Here is an 18,689-nt window from a genome sequence, read left to right on the forward strand (position 1 = left end):
CGAACCAGCCGCAACGCAACCTGTTCATTATGCCGTACTGGGTGCGGCAATGTGAAATCGGGGTGCCGACCTTCACGCCGGGCGAGCCTGGCATGTGGCCCAGATCATGCAGCGGGCGCCCCGACGGATCGGGGCGCCCGCTGATGGATCACTTGAGGATCTTGGTGACCCGGCCGGCGCCGACGGTGCGGCCACCTTCCCGGATCGCGAACCGCAGGCTCTCCTCCATGGCGATGGGCTGGATCAGCTTCACCGTCATGTTGGTGGTGTCGCCCGGCATGACCATCTCGGTGCCCTCGGGCAGCGTGACGACGCCGGTGACGTCCGTGGTACGGAAGTAGAACTGCGGACGGTAGTTCTGGAAGAACGGGGTGTGGCGGCCACCCTCCTCCTTGGAGAGGATGTAGACCGTCGCCTCGAACTCGGTGTGCGGGGTGGTCGTGCCCGGCTTGATGACGACCATGCCGCGCTCGACCTCCTCACGCTTGATACCGCGCAGGAGCAGACCGACGTTCTCTCCGGCACGCGCGTCATCGAGGGTCTTGCGGAACATCTCGATCGCGGTGACCTTGGTCTTGAGCGCCTTGTCCTTGATGCCGATGATCTCGACATCCTCGTTCGGGAGCAGGACGCCACGCTCGACACGACCGGTGACGACGGTGCCACGACCGGTGATCGTGAACACGTCCTCAACGGGCATGAGGAACGGCTTCTCGGTCTCACGCTCGGGCTGCGGGATCGCGGTGTCGACCGCGTCCATCAGACCGAGGAGAGCCTGGGTCCACTCCGCGTCGCCCTCGAGCGCCTTGAGCGCCGACACCCGCACGACCGGGACGTCGTCGCCCGGGAACTCGTAGGTGCTCAGCAGCTCGCGGACCTCGAGCTCGACGAGGTCGAGCAGCTCGGCGTCGTCGACCATGTCGGCCTTGTTGAGCGCCACGACGATGTACGGAACGCCGACCTGGCGGGCCAGGAGCACGTGCTCCTTGGTCTGCGGCATCGGGCCGTCGGTCGCCGCGACCACCAGGATCGCGCCGTCCATCTGCGCGGCACCGGTGATCATGTTCTTGATGTAGTCGGCGTGACCGGGGCAGTCGACGTGCGCGTAGTGCCGCGACTCGGTCTGGTACTCGACGTGAGCGATCGAGATGGTGATGCCGCGGGCCTTCTCCTCCGGCGCCTTGTCGATCTCGTCGAACGGCGTGTACGGGTTGAGGTCCGGGTACTTGTCGTGCAGGACCTTCGTGATGGCCGCCGTCAGCGTCGTCTTACCGTGGTCGATGTGACCAATGGTGCCGATGTTGACGTGCGGCTTAGTCCGCTCGAACTTCGCCTTCGCCACTGGTGTCCTCCTGTGGACTGTCTGGTTCGTACGCCCGACGGCGCCACACGGCGCTTTGGACTTCTCCTAGTCGCCTGACCGGCCACGATGACCGGTCAGGCGTTCCCCAACGCTAACGGCGAATTACTCGCCGGTCGCCTTCGAGATGATCTCCTTCGCGACGTTCGTGGGAACCTCGGCGTAGGAGTCGAACTGCATGCTGTAGCTCGCCCGGCCCTGCGTCTTCGACCGGAGGTCGCCGACGTAGCCGAACATCTCCGACAGCGGCACCAGGGCACGGACGACGCGGGCGCCGCCACGCTCCTCCATCGCCTGGATGATGCCGCGGCGGGAGTTCAGGTCGCCGATGACGTCACCCATGTTCTCCTCAGGAGTGGTGACCTCAACGGCCATCATCGGCTCGAGCAGTGCCGGGTCAGCCCTGCGGGCCGCCTCCTTCAGCACCATCGAGCCGGCGATCTTGAACGCCATCTCGGACGAGTCGACCTCGTGGTACTTGCCGTCCACCAGGGTCAGCTTGACGCCGACCAGCGGGTAGCCGGCGAGTACGCCGTACTGCATGGCGTCCTGCGCACCGGCGTCGACCGACGGGATGTACTCCTTCGGGATACGACCACCGGTGACGCCGTTGACGAACTCGTAAGTCGCCTCGCCGTCGAGCGGCAGCGGCTCGAGGGAGATGATCACCGACGCGTACTGGCCGGAACCACCGGTCTGCTTCTTGTGCGTGTACTCGACCTTGTCCACCGCGCGGCGGATGGTCTCGCGGTACGCGACCTGCGGCTTGCCGACGTTCGCCTCGACGTTGAACTCGCGCTTCATCCGGTCGACGAGGATTTCCAGGTGGAGCTCGCCCATGCCGGAGATGACCGTCTGGCCCGTCTCCTCGTCGTTCTTGACGCGGAAGGTCGGGTCCTCTTCGGCCAGCTTCTGGATGGCGGTGGAGAGCTTCTCCTGGTCGGCCTTGGTCTTCGGCTCGATCGCGACGTCGATGACGGGCTCCGGGAAGGTCATCGACTCCAGAATCACCGCGTTGGCCGGGTCGCACAGCGTGTCACCCGTGGTGGTCTGCTTCAGACCCTGGACGGCGATGATGTCACCAGCCTGCGCGGACGTACGCTCTTCGCGCTTGTTCGCGTGCATCTGGTAGATCTTGCCGATCCGCTCCTTGCGGTCCTTCGTGGAGTTGATGACCTGGGTGCCGGACTCGACCGTGCCCGAGTAGACCCGCACGTAGGTGAGCTTGCCCAGGTGCTTGTCGGTCTGGACCTTGAAGGCCAGGCCGGAGAAGGGCTCGCTGACGTCGGCGTGCCGCTCGACGACGGTCTCGCCGTCCATGAGCGTGCCGTCGATCGCCGGGATGTCCAGCGGAGACGGCAGGTAGTCGACGACGGCGTCCAGCATCGGCTGCACGCCCTTGTTCTTGAACGCGGAGCCGGTGACGACCGGGTTGACCTTACCGGCGATGGTGGCGCGACGGATCGCGGCCTTCAGCTCCTCCAGGGTGAACTCCCCACCCTCGAGGTACTTCTCCATGATGTCGTCGTCGGCCTCGGCGAGCGTCTCGAGCAGCTTGGTACGCCACTCCTCCGCCTGCGCCTGAAGGTCGGCCGGGACCTCCTCGACCGCGTAGTCCTCGCCCTTCTGGGTCTCGCCGCGCCAGGTGAGGGCGCGCATGCCCAGCAGGTCGACGACGCCGATGTGGTCGCCTTCGAGCCCGATCGGGATCTGCAGCACGAGCGGGGTCGCGTTGAGCCGGTCGATCATCATCTGCACGCAGCGGAAGAAGTCGGCGCCGGTCCGGTCCAGCTTGTTGACGAAGCACATACGCGGAACGTTGTACTTGTCAGCCTGACGCCAGACGTTCTCGGTCTGCGGCTCTACGCCGGCGACGCCGTCGTAGACCGCCACCGCACCGTCGAGTACGCGCAGCGACCGCTCGACCTCGACCGTGAAGTCGACGTGGCCGGGCGTGTCGATGATGTTGATCGGATGGCCCTTCCACTCGCACTTGGTGGCGGCAGAAGTGATCGTGATACCACGCTCCTGCTCCTGCTCCATCCAGTCCATCACGGCGGCGCCCTCGTGGACCTCGCCGATCTTGTGGGTGATGCCGGTGTAGAACAGGATGCGCTCGGTCGTGGTCGTCTTACCGGCGTCGATGTGCGCCATGATGCCGATGTTGCGGAGCTTGGCGAGCGCGGCGTTTGCGGCGGCCACTTTCGAGTTCCCTTCAGAAGGTGGGTTTACCTAGGTTCTGGGTGTCGGTGGGCCGGGCGTCCGGACGGGCCTGCGGCCCGGTCACCACCGACTGTGCTGTTGCTACCGCCGGATGAAATTCCGTCGACTGCGTCGAAGGAATTTCACCAACGGTAGTGAGCGAAGGCCTTGTTCGACTCCGCCATCTTGTGCGTGTCCTCGCGCCGCTTGACGGCGGCGCCGAGGCCGTTGCTGGCGTCCAGCAGCTCGTTCATGAGCCGCTCGACCATGGTCTTCTCCCGGCGAGCCTTGGAGTAGGTCACCAGCCAGCGCAGACCCAGCGTGGTCGCGCGGGCCGGGCGAACCTCGACCGGCACCTGGTAGGTCGCGCCACCGACACGGCGGCTGCGGACCTCGAGGGTCGGCTTGACGTTGTCCATCGCGCGCTTGAGCGTGACGACCGGGTCGGTGCCGGTCTTCTCGCGGCAGCCTTCGAGGGCGCCGTACACGATCCGCTCGGCGAGCTGACGCTTGCCTTCCTGCAGGATCTTGTTGACGAGCTGGGTGACCAGCGGCGAGCTGTACACCGGGTCGGCGATGAGCGGGCGACGCGGAGCAGGTCCCTTACGCGGCATCGTTACTTCTTCCCTTCCTTGACAAGCTTCGCGCCGTAACGGCTGCGCGCCTGCTTGCGGTTGCGGACGCCCTGGGTGTCCAGCGAACCACGAATGATCTTGTAACGAACGCCGGGGAGGTCCTTAACGCGGCCGCCACGAACGAGGACGATCGAGTGCTCCTGCAGGTTGTGACCCACGCCCGGGATGTAGGCGGTCACCTCGATCTGGCTGCTGAGCTTGACGCGAGCGACCTTCCGGAGAGCCGAGTTCGGCTTCTTGGGAGTGGTGGTGTACACGCGCGTGCACACGCCACGACGCTGCGGGCTGCCCTTGAGCGCCGGCGTCTTGGTCTTGCTCGTCTTGGCCTGGCGGCCCTTGCGGACCAACTGCTGAATAGTGGGCACCGGGTGTCTCCGCTCCCGTTCTCTCCTGTACAAGGTCGCTGGGTGCGACCAGGGTCTTCACACTGGATCGGCCGATGGACGTCTCCGCGACGCTCACCGGTCGGCCGAACCTGTATTCGACCGGCTCCGCCCGCGTCGCCGACCAGGGGATTCCCTGGGGCATCGCGGTCGTTGCCGACCCCCGCGGTCGGGCGTGTCGTCCGGTCCACGGGCCAGGCGCGCGATCACTCGCCCGCCGGGGTTTGCCGTTGTCGCGGTGCGCTGCCGACGCCTTGCGGCCGCCGTCCATCGCGCACGCACGATGAGCCCAGGCATGCCTGGGCACGAGGGGAAAGAGTACCCATCGCGAGCGCGCAGGTCAAAACGGGGGCTCCCGACCGATTTTCACCAGTCCGATTTCTCGTTGGGACACCCGTACCGTTTTCGCGGCACGCCTCACTCCAGGCCGCTCCACGAACAGTCTACCCGCTCGGTTCGTCCGCGTCGCACGGGATCGGCGGCTGTGAGCGGGCCCACCGGGCTGCGATGGCGCGTACGCAGGTCAGGCTCGCGTCGCCACCAGCAGGATGGCCGAGATCACAGCGATGACCGTCACGACGACGCCGACCCCGCCGCAGATCAGCCCGCTGATGGCCAAACCCTTGCCGGTCAACGCCGACGATCGCCGGATCTGGCGCAGCCCGAGCGCGCCGAGCACCACCGCGCCGCCGCTCAACACCAGGGCCAGCACCGCGAACGCACCGGCGGCGAGCGCACCCCAGTCGGCGCTCGTGGCGGCCAACGCGAAGAGCGCCACGATCCCGCTGACGAGCAGTCCGGCGATCCCGGCGGCCAGGCTGCCCGAGGCCAGCCCGGTCAGGATCGGGCGGATCGGCAGGATGGCCAGGCCGTAGGGCGTACCGGGGACGGGTTCGATCCGGGCCGGCGGCGGGAACCGCACGGGCGGGATCGGGGCCGGCATACCGGTCGACTGGGTCACGTCTGCGATCCTCGCACACTCCCCTGATCGGCGTCTCGGCTCGCGCTGCTGAGGAGGCTCTCGACCGAGCCGCCAGAAGTGCAGTCAGAAGTTGCGGTCAGTTCACGCCCGGCGGAAAGTCATGGTTCGGATTCGCCGACCGCAACAGCACGCCGATGGTCACGGCCGCACAGACAGCGAGCACCGCGAGCCCCAGCGCGATCCAGGCGAGCAGCTGTCCGCGTACCGCCAGCCGATCGCCGGTGCGCCAGCCCTGCCCGTCCGCTATCTCGCCGCGAGCCTGCCGGGCCAGGGCCAACGCCACGACGGCCGGGACCACGCCGCCCACGAGCAGGCCCGTGGCCACGGCAATCCATCCCAAGATGTACGCGGTCAGGGCCTTGCTGTCGCGGATCGGCTCCGGATCGTCCGGGTGTCGCATTCGCGTAGATTATCAACGCGACGCGGCCCGCGATCGGAAGTGATCGCGGGCCGCGTCTTGCGTTTGTTCAGCAGATCTCGAAGATCAGCGGTACGCACCGAAGTCGAAGTCGTCCAGCGGGACGGCCAGACCGCTCGCCGGGCCGAACCCGTAGTCGGTCTCGCCGTAGGCGGCGGTCATCGAGTAGACCTTCGCCTTCGCCTCCTCGGTCGGCTCCACCCGGATGTTGCGGTACTTGCTGATGCCGGTACCGGCCGGGATGAGCTTACCGATGATGACGTTCTCCTTGAGGCCGATGAGCGAGTCGCTCCGGCTGTTGATCGCCGCTTCGGTGAGCACCCGGGTCGTCTCCTGGAAGGAGGCGGCCGAGAGCCACGACTCGGTGGCGAGCGACGCCTTCGTGATACCCATCAGCACCGGACGTCCGGCCGCGGGCTCGCCGCCCTCGGACACGACGCGCCGGTTCTCCGACTCGAACTGAGCCCGGTCGACCAGCACACCCGGCAGGAACTCGGTCGCGCCGGAGTCGATGACCGTGACGCGCTTGAGCATCTGCCGAATGATGATCTCGATGTGCTTGTCGTGGATCATCACGCCCTGCGACCGGTAGACCTCCTGGACCTCCTGGGTCAGGTGGACCTGCACCGCCCGCGGGCCGAGCACCCGGAGGAGCTCGTGCGGGTCGATGGTGCCCTCGGTCAGCTTCTCGCCGACCTCCACGTGCGCGCCGTCGTGCACCCGAAGGCGTACGCGCTTGGAGATCTTGTCGTGGACGATCTCGTCGCTGCCGTCGTCCGGCACGATGATGATCTTCCGCGACCGGTCGCCGTCCTCGATCCGGATCCGGCCCGGGGTCTCCGCGATCGGCGCCTTGCCCTTGGGCACTCGCGCCTCGAAGATCTCCTGGACACGGGGCAGACCCTGGGTGATGTCCTCACCCGCGACACCACCGGTGTGGAAGGTACGCATCGTCAGCTGCGTACCGGGCTCACCGATGGACTGGGCCGCGATGATGCCGACCGCCTCGCCGACGTCGACCGTCTTACCGGTCGGCAGCGACCGCCCGTAGCAGGCGGCGCAGACGCCGAGCTTCGACTCACAGGTCAGCACACTCCGCACTCGAACCGTCTCGACACCGGCCTTGACCAGCGCGTCGATGATGATCGAGTTGAGGTCGACACCCCGGGACGCGACGAGCTTGCCCGCGTCGTCGGTGACGTCGTCGGCGAGCGTACGCGCGTGGCCGCCGGTCTCCGCGAACTCGTGCACGACCACCGTGCCGTCGGCGCGCTCGCCGACGTGGATCGGGATGGCCCGGTCGGTGCCGCAGTCCTCTTCGCGGATGATGACGTCCTGCGAGACGTCCACCAGACGACGGGTCAGGTAACCCGAGTCGGCGGTACGCAGCGCGGTGTCGGCCAGACCCTTACGAGCACCGTGGGTCGAGATGAAGTACTCCAGCACCGAAAGACCCTCGCGGAACGAGGACTTGATCGGACGCGGGATGATCTCGCCCTTCGGGTTGGCCACCAGACCACGGATCGCGGCGATCTGGCGCAGCTGGAGCAGGTTACCGCGGGCGCCCGAGTGGATCATCTTCCACAGCGAGCCCTCCTGCGGCAGGGCCGTCTCCATCTCCTTGGCGACCTCGTTGGTCGCCTTGGTCCAGATCTGGATCAGCTCGCCCCGGCGCTCCTCAGAGGTCATGAGGCCGCGCTGGTACTGCTTGTCGATCCGCTCGGCCTCCTTCTCGTAGCGCTCGAGGATGCCCTTCTTGGCCGGCGGCTGGACGACGTCCTCGATGCCGATGGTCACGCCGGACCAGGTGGCCCAGTGGAACCCGGCTTCCTTGAGCGCGTCGAGCGTCGCCGCCAGGGCGACCTTCGGGAAGCGCTCGGCGAGGTCGTTGACGATCGCCGAGAGCTGGCCCTTGCGGATCTCGTAGTTCACGAAGCGGTAGCCGACCGGCAGCGTCTCGTTGAACAGGACCCGGCCGAGGGTGGTGTCCACGATCAGCGGCTGACCGGGCTCCCAGTCCTCCGGGGCCTCCCACTCGGGCTTGCCCACTCCGTTGTCCACGCCGATCAGGCCGTCGAGGCGGATCTTGACCGGCGCCTGCAGGTGCAGCTCGCCCTGGTCGTACGCCATCCGCGCCTCGGCGTCCGTGCTGAACGCCCGGCCCTCGCCGATCAGACCGTTCCGCAGGTGCGTCAGGTGGTAGAGCCCGATGACCATGTCCTGGGTGGGCATGGTGACCGGCTTGCCGTCGGCCGGCTTGAGGATGTTGTTCGAGGACAGCATCAGGATGCGGGCCTCGGCCTGCGCCTCAGCCGACAGCGGCACGTGCACCGCCATCTGGTCGCCGTCGAAGTCCGCGTTGAACGCGGTGCAGACGAGCGGGTGGATCTGGATCGCCTTGCCCTCGACCAGCTGCGGCTCGAAGGCCTGGATGCCCAGACGGTGCAGGGTCGGCGCGCGGTTCAGCAGAACCGGGTGCTCGGTGATGACCTCTTCGAGGACGTCCCACACGACCGGCCGCTGACGCTCGACCATCCGCTTGGCGGACTTGATGTTCTGCGCGTGGTTCAGGTCGACCAGACGCTTCATCACGAACGGCTTGAACAGCTCCAGCGCCATCTGCTTGGGCAGACCGCACTGGTGCAGCTTCAGCCGCGGGCCGACGACGATGACCGACCGGCCGGAGTAGTCCACGCGCTTGCCGAGCAGGTTCTGCCGGAACCGGCCCTGCTTGCCCTTGAGCATGTCGGACAGCGACTTCAGCGGGCGGTTGCCCGGCCCGGTGACCGGACGGCCGCGCCGGCCGTTGTCGAACAGCGCGTCGACGGCCTCCTGCAGCATCCGCTTCTCGTTGTTCACGATGATCTCGGGCGCGCCGAGGTCGATCAGACGCTTGAGGCGGTTGTTGCGGTTGATCACGCGACGGTAGAGGTCGTTCAGGTCGCTCGTGGCGAAGCGGCCACCGTCGAGCTGCACCATCGGGCGCAGGTCCGGCGGGATGACCGGTACGCAGTCCAGGACCATGCCGAGCGGCGAGTTGTTGGTGTTCAGGAACGCCGCCACGACCTTCAGCCGCTTGAGCGCCCGGATCTTCCGCTGGCCCTTGCCGGTGCGGATGGTCTCCCGGAGCGAGTCGGCCTCGTCGCTGAGGTCCATGTTCTCCAGCAGCGCCTTGATCGCCTCGGCGCCCATGCCGCCCGTGAAGTACTCGCCGAACCGGTCGCGCAGCTCCCGGTAGAGCAGCTCGTCGGTGACCAGCTGCTTCGAGTCCAGCTTCCGGAAGGTGTCGAGTACCTCGTCGAGCCGGTCGATCTCGCGCTGCGCCTTGTCCCGGATCTGGCGCATCTCGCGCTCGCCGGACTCCTTGACCTTGCGGCGCACGTCGGCCTTGGCGCCTTCGGCCTCCAGCTCGGCCAGGTCGGCCTCGAGCTTGGCGGCGCGCTTCTCGATCTCGGCGTCGCGGGCGTTCTCGGCCTGGCGCTTCTCCGCGAAGATCTCGTTCTCGATGGTCGAGAGATCGCGGTGACGCGCCTCGGTGTCAACGCTCGTGATGACGTAGGAAGCGAAGTAGATGATCTTCTCAAGGTCCTTCGGAGCCAGGTCGAGCAGGTAGCCCAGCCGGCTCGGGACGCCCTTGAAGTACCAGATGTGCGTCACCGGAGCGGCGAGCTCGATGTGGCCCATCCGCTCACGACGCACCTTGGACCGGGTCACCTCGACGCCACACCGCTCACAGACGATGCCCTTGAAGCGGACCCGCTTGTACTTACCGCAGTAGCACTCCCAGTCCCGCTGCGGACCGAAGATCTTCTCGCAGAAGAGTCCGTCCTTCTCGGGCTTCAGGGTGCGGTAGTTGATGGTCTCGGGCTTCTTGACCTCGCCGTGCGACCAGCGTCGAATGTCTTCCGCGCTCGCCAAGGCGATTCGCAGCTCATCGAAGAAGTTAACGTCGAGCACTTAATTTCCTTCTGGCTCGTTCTTGCCTAGGTCGTCTTCGTGGGGTGAGCCGGGGGCCTCGCGGCCCCCGGCAAGCACCTTGATCAGACTTCGTCGACGCTGATCACGCCTTCATTGGGCCGGCGGGACAAGTCGATGCCCAGCTCCTCGGCCGCCCGGAACACCTCGTCGTCGGTCTCCCGCATCTCCAGGGCGACGCCGTCGCTGGAGAGGACCTCCACGTTCAGGCAGAGCGACTGGAGTTCCTTGAGGAGGACCTTGAACGATTCCGGGATACCCGGCTCGGGGATGTTCTCGCCCTTGACGATCGCCTCGTAGACCTTCACCCGGCCGAGGACGTCGTCGGACTTGATGGTGAGCAGCTCCTGCAACGCGTACGCCGCGCCGTAGGCCTGCATCGCCCAGCACTCCATCTCACCGAAACGCTGACCACCGAACTGCGCCTTACCACCCAGCGGCTGCTGCGTGATCATCGAGTACGGACCGGTCGACCGAGCGTGGATCTTGTCGTCGACCAGGTGGTTCAGCTTCAGGATGTAGATGTAGCCCACCGCGATCGGGTCCGGCAGCGGCTCACCGCTGCGGCCGTCGAACAGCTGGGCCTTGCCGGACGCCCCCACGAGCTGCTTGCCGTCACGGTTCGGCAGCGTCGAGGCGAGCAGACCGGTGATCTCCTCCTCCTTGGCGCCGTCGAAGACCGGCGTGGCGACGTTCGTGTCGGGCACCGACTCGTGAGCGTCGATCGACCGGAGAGCCTTCTTCCAGTCCGCGTCCTCGCCCTCGATCTTCCAGCCGGTCTTGGCCACCCACCCGAGGTGGGTCTCCAGGACCTGCCCGATGTTCATTCGCGAGGGGACACCCAGCGGGTTGAGCACGATGTCGACCGGCGTGCCGTCCTCGAGGAACGGCATGTCCTCGACCGGAAGGATCTTGGAGATGACGCCCTTGTTGCCGTGGCGGCCCGCGAGCTTGTCACCGTCCTGGATCTTCCGCTTCTGGGCCACGTAGACCCGGACCAGCTCGTTCACACCCGGAGGCAGCTCGTCGCCGTCCTCACGGGAGAAGGTGCGTACGCCGATGACCGTGCCGGTCTCGCCGTGCGGAACCTTCAGCGAGGTGTCCCGGACCTCACGCGCCTTCTCGCCGAAGATCGCGCGGAGCAGCCGCTCCTCCGGGGTCAGCTCGGTCTCGCCCTTGGGCGTCACCTTGCCGACCAGGATGTCGCCGGGGACGACCTCGGCGCCGATCCGGATGATGCCGCGCTCGTCGAGGTCCGCGAGCATCTCCTCGCTGACGTTCGGGATGTCGCGGGTGATCTCCTCCGGGCCGAGCTTGGTGTCCCGGGCGTCGACCTCGTGCTCCTCGATGTGGATCGAGGTGAGCACGTCCTCCTGCACGAGGCGCTGCGACAGGATGATCGCGTCCTCGTAGTTGTGGCCCTCCCACGGCATGAACGCGACCAGCAGGTTGCGTCCGAGCGCCATCTCGCCCTCGTCGGTGCAGGGACCGTCGGCGATGACCTGGCCGGCCTCGACGCGGTCGCCCTCGAAGACGACGGGCTTCTGGTTGACGCAGGAGCCCGAGTTGGAGCGGCGGAACTTGTGCAGCAGGTACGTGCGGCGGTGACCGTCGTCCTGGTGAACCGTCACGTAGTCGGCGCAGAGGTCCTCGACCACACCGCCGACCTCGGCCACGACCACGTCGCCGGCGTCGACCGCGGCCCGGTACTCCATGCCGGTGCCGACCAGCGGAGACTCCGCCTTGACCAGCGGCACGGCCTGACGCTGCATGTTCGCGCCCATCAGGGCCCGGTTGGCGTCGTCGTGCTCGAGGAACGGGATCATGGCGGTCGCGACCGACACCATCTGGCGCGGCGAGACGTCCATGTAGTCGACCTGCGTCGGCGCGACGAAGTCGACCTCGCCGCCCTTCCGGCGGACGAGCACCCGGTCGCCGACGAAGTGACCGTCGGCCATCAGCGGCTCGTTGGCCTGCGCGATGACGTGCCGGTCCTCTTCGTCCGCGGTCAGGTAGTCGATCTGGTCGCTCACACGACCCTCGACGACCTTCCGGTACGGCGTCTCGATGAAGCCGAACGGGTTGACCCGGGCGAAGGTGGACAGCGCGCCGATGAGGCCGATGTTCGGGCCTTCCGGCGTCTCGATCGGGCACATGCGGCCGTAGTGCGACGGGTGGACGTCACGAACCTCGAAGCCGGCGCGCTCCCGGGACAGACCACCCGGGCCGAGCGCCGACAGCCGGCGCCGGTGGGTCAGACCCGCGAGCGGGTTGGTCTGGTCCATGAACTGGGAGAGCTGCGACGTGCCGAAGAACTCCTTGATCGCGGCCACCACGGGGCGGATGTTGATCAGGGTCTGCGGCGTGATCGCCTCGACGTCCTGGGTCGTCATACGCTCGCGGACGACGCGCTCCATCCGGGACAGGCCGACACGGACCTGGTTCTGGATGAGTTCGCCCACGGTACGCAGCCGCCGGTTGCCGAAGTGGTCGATGTCGTCGGCCTCGTAGCCCTCTTCGCCCACGTGCAGGCGCGCGAGGTACTCGACGGTCGAGACGATGTCCTCTTCGGTCAGGACGCCCGTGGTGATCGGGACGTCGACCTCGAGCTTCTTGTTGAACTTGTAGCGACCGACCTTCGCGACGTCGTACCGCTTCGGGTTGAAGAAGAGGTTGTCGAGAAGGGTCTGCGCGTTCTCCCGCGTCGGCGGCTCGCCCGGACGCAGCTTGCGGTAGATGTCGAGCAGCGCCTCGTCCTGGCTGGCGATGTGGTCCTTCTCCAGCGTGGTCATGAGCAGCTCAGACCAGCCGAAGCGCTCCCGGATCTGGTCCGCGGACCAGCCGATCGCCTTCAGCAGGACGGTGACGGCCTGCCGGCGCTTGCGGTCGATCCGCACGCCGACGGTGTCGCGCTTGTCGATGTCGAATTCGAGCCAGGCGCCCCGGCTCGGGATGACCTTGACACTCGTCAGGTCACGGTCGGAGGTCTTGTCCGGCTCCTTGGTGAAGTAGACACCCGGAGAACGGACAAGCTGGGAGACGACGATCCGCTCCGTGCCGTTGATGATGAAAGTGCCCTTGGGCGTCATCATCGGGAAGTCACCCATGAACACCGTCTGGCTCTTGATCTCGCCGGTGGTGTTGTTGGTGAACTCTGCGGTAACGAAGAGCGGCGCGCAGTAGGTGAGGTCCTTCTCCTTGCATTCCTCGATCGAGGCCTTGACCTCTTCGAAGCGCGGGTTGGAGAAGGAAAGCGACATGGTGCCGGAGAAGTCCTCGATGGGACTGATCTCTTCGAGGATTTCTGCGAGGCCCGAGCGGGCGTGCTGATCAGCTGCCGAGCGGGTCTGCCAAGCCTCGTTGCCGACCAGCCAGTCGAAGGACTCGGTCTGGATGGCGAGAAGGTTGGGGACCTCTAGATGTTCGGTGATCCTGCCGAAGGAGATCCGGCGGGGAGCGAAAGCGCTCGACGTACGACTGGTCTTCGCAGGGCGGGAAGTTGCCAAGATACGTCCTTCCGAGGACCGGTGGTGCAACGGCCGTTACGCGTGCACTCCAACAACCCCTGATCCGGAACTACCGCGCGGAAGGTCCGCGGGAAGTCATCCCAGGCAGGGGCAGATAGAAGGGCAGCGCAAACTAGCAGTGTAGCCGGAAGGCACGCCGCTGTAAAGTCGCCACGGCAAGACCGGGCCAGACGTGTCGCACACCACCCTAACCCAGAGGGGCGACAGTTTCCCTCGAACAGATCGGGGACCGTCTCGGGTACTTCGGTGGCGACTGTCCTTTCTTCGGCAACCAGCGTTGTGTACTGACATCAGCGTGCCCTCCGCCGCCTGCCACGTCAAGACCATGCCGCATAACAGTGTGGGCGTGGCATCATGAGCCGTCGGCGAAGCCTGGCAAATCCGCCCGAGACCCCCCGCTGACCGGCCGAAAGACCCGTCGAGGAGCCATGACTTCGAACGTGCTGACCGCGCCCGCGACACGCCGGGCGCCCGCCCGCCAGACTCTCCGGCGTTACCTTCCGGCCCTGGTCGCGTGGGGTGTCGGGGCCCTGATCTTCCTCATCACGACGGCGTACCACTATCGCGTGCTGGGCACCGAGCCGCGTCCGGCCAAGCTGATCTTCGAGGACTGGCTCATCTGGGACTCAGGCCACTATCTCGACATCGCCGAACGTGGATACGACACCTTCGAACGGCACGCCTTCTTTCCCGCGTACCCACTGCTCCTGCACGCCAGCGACTATCTGCCCGGCGGGCAACGGGTGGCCGGCCCGATCGTCACGATGCTCGTCGCACTCGCGGCGCTGATCCTGATCCAGCGGCTCGCCGAGCATGAGTTCGACGGCCCGGTCGCGCGGCGTACGGTCTTCTATGTCGTGGCGTTCCCGACCGCGTTCTTCCTCTATGCCCCGTACAACGAAGGCTTGTTCATCGTCTTCGCGGTCGGCGCGCTCTATGCGGCGCGACGGGGGAACTGGTGGATCGCGGGACTCCTGGGCGGTCTCGCCGGCACTGTCCGGCTCTTCGGACTGCTTCTCCTGCTGCCCTTGGCGTACGAATATCTGCGGGTGCATCGCCGCCCCCGGTGGTCTGCGCTCGCGCTTCTCCTGGTCCCGGCCGGGCTTTTGGCGTACTCGTGGTATTGCTGGACGACCACCGGCGATGCCCTGGCCTTCGCGCATGCCCAGGACCACTGGCATCGGGCTTATCAATGGCCCGGCGTGCCGCAGTGGCACGCGTTGCGGCTGATCGGCGAGCAGCCGCTGCTCAGCGCACGGAGCCTGCTCTACGCGCAGCAGCTCGCGCTGTTCGGGCTCGGGCTGATCACCCTCGTGCTCGCGCTGGTGGGGCCGTTCCGGTTCCGCGCTGATCAGCGCTATCTCATCATGTACGCCGCGGCGCTGTTCCTGCCGCTGTTGATCACCGAGGTGGGGCCCGACGACCCGCTGGGTTCCCTCCCCCGGTTCCTTTTGGAGATCGTCCCGATCTTCTTCGTGCTCGGCCGGATCGGGGCGAGAGAGCTGCTGGACCGGACGCTCCTGCTGACCCTGATGTCGCTGAACGTGATCAACATCCTCACGTTCCTGCGTCGCGACACCTTCGTCTCCTGAGTACGCGAAAGGGGGCCGTGGATGTCCACGGCCCCCTTTCGGCAGAGGTCACTTGAGCGTGACGCCCGCGCCCTCAGCCTCGAGCTTGCCCTTGGCCTTGTCGGCGGTCTCCTTGTTGACCTTCTCGAGGATCGCCTTGGGGGCGGCCTCGACGAGGTCCTTGGCCTCCTTCAGACCCAGGCCGGTCAGCTCACGCACGACCTTGATGACCTGGATCTTCTTGCCACCGTCGTTCTCCAGGACGACGTCGAACTCGTCCTGCTCCTCGACGGCCGGAGCCTCCGCGCCGCCACCGGCGGCGGCAACGCCCGCGACGGCGACCGGCGCGGCGGCGGTGACCTCGAAGGTGCTCTCGAACTGCTTCACGAACTCGGAGAGCTCGATCAGGGTCATCTCCTTGAACGCGTCAAGGAGCTCCTCGGTGCTCAGCTTCGCCATGATTGTGGCGTCCTTTCTCAAACTACGAAAACGTTGATCGGTGGTGCCGGAGCCCGCAGGGCTACTCGGCGCCTTCCTTCGCGCGCTTGTCCTGCAGTGCGGCGACCGTGCGAACGGTCTTCGAAAGCGGGGCCTGGAGCACGGCCGCGGCCTTGCTCAGGTTCGCCTTCATGGCGCCGGCCAGCTTGGCCAGCAGCACATCGCGGGACTCCAGATCGGCGATCTTGGTGACCTCGGCCGCCGTGATCGCCTTGCCCTCGAAAACGCCACCCTTGATGACGAGGAGCGGGTTGGCCTTCGCGAAATCACGAAGGCTCTTCGCCGCCTCGACGGGGTCGCCGGAGACGAAGGCGAGCGCGGTAGGACCGGTGAACAGCGCATCGAGGCCTTCGATGCCCGCCTCGGTCGCGGCCCGCTTCGCGAGCGTGTTCTTCGCGACCGTGTAGCTGGTCGTACGGCCCAGCGAGCGCCGCAGCTCGGTCAGCTGCGCCACGGTCAGTCCGCGGTACTCGGTGAGCACGGTGGCCGGCGAGTTACGGAAGTTCTCGGTGAGCTCCGCAACGGCGCCCGCCTTGTCGGCCCGAATCGGCTTGTCCGCCATGTCCCTCCTCTCTCCTGCTTCGAGCTGGTCAGGTCGCGCCCGGTGGAACCCGGGCGGGGAGGAACCGAGAAAAGCAAAACGCCCCGGCGCAGGCGCACGGGGCTTCTTCGGCGCTGAGCGCCGGGAGCAAATCCGTCATCCTGCGCGGGTCGCCCGCTGTCGCGGGACCTTCGACCACGCCCTTGCGGGCGCGATGACCAGCGGTCTTTGGGTGAAACTCCAGTAACGATAGCGGACATCCGGTGACACGTCCAAATCCGTGCCGCACGTCACCCATGGAACTGTCAGACGTCTGCGGTAGAAAAAGCGACAGAGGCTTGAGCGCCACGGGGGAGCTCAAGCCTCTGTCTACGTCCGACGGACGGGTGGGGGTCAGCCCTCCGCGCCCTCGTGGAAGTTCCGCGTCACGTTCGGGTCGACCGGGACGCCGGGGCCCATGGTCGTGGTGACGGTGATCTTCTTGACGTACTTGCCCTTGGCCGCGGACGGCTTGGCCCGCTGCACCTCGTCGACGACGGCGGCGTAGTTGTCGATCAGCTGCTCGGCCGAGAACGACGCCTTGCCGATGATCAGGTGGAGGTTGGAGTGCTTGTCCACCCGGAAGGTGATCTTGCCACCCTTGATCTCGTTGACGGCCTTGGTGACGTCCATGGTGACCGTGCCGGTCTTCGGGTTCGGCATGAGGCCGCGCGGGCCCAGGATCCGCGCGATCCGGCCGATCTTGGCCATCTGGTCCGGCGTGGCGATCGCCGCGTCGAACTCCAGCCAGCCCTCCTGAATCCGGGCGACCAGCTCGTCGGTGCCGACGACGTCGGCGCCGGCGGCTTCCGCCTCGGCCGCCTTCTCACCGGCAGCGAACACGATCACTCGCGCGGTCTTACCGGTGCCGTGCGGCAGGTTGACGGTGCCCCGGACCATCTGGTCCGCCTTACGCGGGTCGACACCGAGGCGCATCGCGACCTCGACCGTGGCGTCGAACTTGGTGGGGCTCGTCTCCTTCGCCAGCTTGATGGCGTCGGCGGGGGCGTAGAGCTTGGCGCGGTCGATCTTCTCGGCCGCCTGCTTGTAAGCCTTGCTGTGCTGCATCTCTGCTTAATCTCCTGTGGTCTGCAACGAGCCGCGTGGGGCGGCTCTCCCACGGCACCCGGCGAGCGGGCGCCTCAAGGTCACTCGTTGACGGTGATGCCCATCGACCGGGCGGTGCCGGCGATGATCTTCATGGCCTGCTCGACGTCGTTGGCGTTGAGGTCGGCCATCTTCTTCTCGGCGATCTCCCGCACCTGGGCGCTGGTGACCTTGCCGACCTTCTCCTTGTGCGGGACACCCGAGCCCTTGGGCACGCCGGCCGCCTTGATCAGCAGCTGGGCGGCGGGCGGGGTCTTCAGCACGAAGGTGAAGGACCGGTCCTCGTAAACGGTGATCTGCGCCGGAACGACGTCACCGCGCATCGAGTCGGTCGCGGCGTTGTACGCCTTGACGAACTCCATGATGTTCACACCGTGCTGACCGAGCGCGGGACCAACCGGCGGAGCCGGAGTCGCCGACGCAGCCTTCAGCTGAAGCGTGAACGTCTTGACGATCTTCTTCTTCTTCGGAGGCATGTCTCTTCCTGGGCTGTATGGGCAGGGTGCGGCCGCATCCCGCCCGGGGTGGTTTTCACCGGACCGGCCTGCTCAGCGCGCACGGTCAGCGCACCTGTTCACAGGCCAGACGTTCCATGATAACGCCGGTAAATTCGATCTTCGAACCTGGCCCTGAGACTGAGATGCGGATCCATATTCTTCCCGTCGAGGTCTTCTCGCGAGGCGCATGACCCCGTCGTGTGCTCGCGGCACACGACGGGCAGCGCCGTCAGGAAAGCAACGGGCCGTATCTCAGATCTTCGAGACCTGGTTGAAGTTGAGCTCCACCGGGGTCTCGCGGCCGAAGATCGAGACCAGAACCTTCAGCTTCTGCTGGTCCGCGTTGATCTCGTTGATGGTGGCCTGCAGCGAGGCGAAGGCGCCGTCGGTCACCGTGACCGAGTCGCCGACCTCGAAGTCCAGCACCTTGACCTCGACCTTGGCCTTCTTGCCCGGCTCAGCCACAGCTGCCGGGGCGAGCCACTTGAGGACCTCGTCGAGGCTCAACGGCGCGGGACGGTCAGCCCGGTCGGTCGCACCGACGAAGCCCGTCACCCCGGGGGTGTTGCGGACGCAGGAGTAGGACTCCGGCGTCAGGTCCATCCGGACGAGGATGTAACCCGGGAACACCTTGTTCGTGACGACCTGCCGCTTGCCGTTCTTGATCTCGGCCTCTTCGCGGGTCGGGACCTCCACCTGGAAGATGAAGTCCTCCATGTCGAGGCTGGTGATCCGGGTCTCGAGGTTCGTCTTGACCTTGTTCTCGTAACCGGCGTACGAGTGCACCACGTACCAGTCGCCGGGGGCGAAGCGAAGCTTCTGCCGCAGCTCGGCGACCGGGTCGAAGGGAGCGTCGTCGTCCGCCGGCTCGACCACTGCCGTCTCTTCGGCCTGGTCGGTGACCTCGTCGGTCACGGCGGTCTCGTCGTACTCAGCCACGCTCGCTCACTTCCG

At 66.6% G+C, this 18,689-nt stretch carries 14 protein-coding genes; 1 reads left to right on the forward strand and 13 read right to left on the reverse strand.

Annotated features, from left to right (window positions below; translation table 11 throughout):
- Positions 1-148: 148 nt before the first annotated feature.
- The 8 genes from tuf to rpoB all read right to left on the reverse strand — a co-directional run bounded on the left by tuf (position 149) and on the right by rpoB (position 13,461).
- Positions 149-1,342 (reverse strand): elongation factor Tu, encoded by a 1,194-nt coding sequence (gene tuf / locus HDA40_RS20590; RefSeq protein WP_253758323.1) that lies wholly within the window; start codon positions 1,340-1,342, stop codon positions 149-151.
- Between the two features lie 123 nt (positions 1,343-1,465).
- Positions 1,466-3,562 carry an elongation factor G gene (fusA, locus tag HDA40_RS20595; RefSeq protein ID WP_308197731.1) on the reverse strand — a complete coding sequence of 699 codons (2,097 nt, stop codon included), beginning with the start codon at positions 3,560-3,562 and terminating at the stop codon, positions 1,466-1,468.
- Between the two features lie 143 nt (positions 3,563-3,705).
- The gene (gene rpsG, locus HDA40_RS20600; protein WP_253758325.1) at positions 3,706-4,176 is read right to left on the reverse strand and encodes a 30S ribosomal protein S7; all 471 of its coding nucleotides are present in this window, start codon (positions 4,174-4,176) and stop codon (positions 3,706-3,708) included.
- A gap of 2 nt (positions 4,177-4,178) precedes the next feature.
- Complete coding sequence (rpsL, locus tag HDA40_RS20605) at positions 4,179-4,562, reverse strand: 30S ribosomal protein S12 (RefSeq protein ID WP_120317147.1); 384 nt, start codon at positions 4,560-4,562, stop codon at positions 4,179-4,181.
- A gap of 541 nt (positions 4,563-5,103) precedes the next feature.
- On the reverse strand, positions 5,104-5,541 hold the full coding sequence (locus tag HDA40_RS20610) for a DUF4190 domain-containing protein (protein ID WP_253758327.1): 438 nt from the start codon (positions 5,539-5,541) through the stop codon (positions 5,104-5,106).
- A gap of 97 nt (positions 5,542-5,638) precedes the next feature.
- Positions 5,639-5,962, reverse strand: a complete 324-nt coding sequence (locus HDA40_RS20615) for a hypothetical protein (protein WP_253758329.1) — start codon at positions 5,960-5,962, stop codon at positions 5,639-5,641.
- Between the two features lie 84 nt (positions 5,963-6,046).
- Positions 6,047-9,937, reverse strand: coding sequence for a DNA-directed RNA polymerase subunit beta' (locus tag HDA40_RS20620; RefSeq protein WP_253758331.1), 3,891 nt, complete (start codon positions 9,935-9,937; stop codon positions 6,047-6,049).
- Between the two features lie 83 nt (positions 9,938-10,020).
- A complete protein-coding gene (gene rpoB / locus HDA40_RS20625; protein WP_253758333.1) occupies positions 10,021-13,461 on the reverse strand; it encodes a DNA-directed RNA polymerase subunit beta in 3,441 nt (1,146 codons plus the stop codon).
- 449 nt (positions 13,462-13,910) lie between these two features.
- On the opposite strand from rpoB, the gene HDA40_RS20630 reads away from it, so the two are divergent.
- The gene (locus HDA40_RS20630; protein WP_253758335.1) at positions 13,911-15,074 is read left to right on the forward strand and encodes a mannosyltransferase family protein; all 1,164 of its coding nucleotides are present in this window, start codon (positions 13,911-13,913) and stop codon (positions 15,072-15,074) included.
- Between the two features lie 48 nt (positions 15,075-15,122).
- Here HDA40_RS20630 and rplL read toward each other — a convergent pair whose 3' ends face one another.
- The 5 genes from rplL to nusG all read right to left on the reverse strand — a co-directional run bounded on the left by rplL (position 15,123) and on the right by nusG (position 18,674).
- Positions 15,123-15,512: a 50S ribosomal protein L7/L12 gene (gene rplL / locus HDA40_RS20635; protein WP_253758337.1), complete on the reverse strand. Its 390-nt coding sequence runs from the start codon at positions 15,510-15,512 to the stop codon at positions 15,123-15,125.
- Between the two features lie 61 nt (positions 15,513-15,573).
- Entirely contained in the window at positions 15,574-16,113 is a 540-nt protein-coding gene (gene rplJ / locus HDA40_RS20640) for a 50S ribosomal protein L10 (RefSeq protein WP_253758339.1), read from the reverse strand.
- Between the two features lie 372 nt (positions 16,114-16,485).
- Positions 16,486-17,199: a 50S ribosomal protein L1 gene (gene rplA, locus HDA40_RS20645; protein WP_253758341.1), complete on the reverse strand. Its 714-nt coding sequence runs from the start codon at positions 17,197-17,199 to the stop codon at positions 16,486-16,488.
- Positions 17,200-17,279: 80 nt separating this feature from the next.
- The gene (gene rplK, locus HDA40_RS20650) at positions 17,280-17,714 is read right to left on the reverse strand and encodes a 50S ribosomal protein L11 (RefSeq protein ID WP_253758343.1); all 435 of its coding nucleotides are present in this window, start codon (positions 17,712-17,714) and stop codon (positions 17,280-17,282) included.
- A 273-nt stretch (positions 17,715-17,987) separates the two neighbouring features.
- The gene (gene nusG, locus HDA40_RS20655; RefSeq protein ID WP_372502899.1) at positions 17,988-18,674 is read right to left on the reverse strand and encodes a transcription termination/antitermination protein NusG; all 687 of its coding nucleotides are present in this window, start codon (positions 18,672-18,674) and stop codon (positions 17,988-17,990) included.
- Positions 18,675-18,689: the final 15 nt, after the last annotated feature.

The sequence above is a fragment of the Hamadaea flava genome (genome assembly GCF_024172085.1).
Taxonomy (GTDB): domain Bacteria; phylum Actinomycetota; class Actinomycetes; order Mycobacteriales; family Micromonosporaceae; genus Hamadaea; species Hamadaea flava.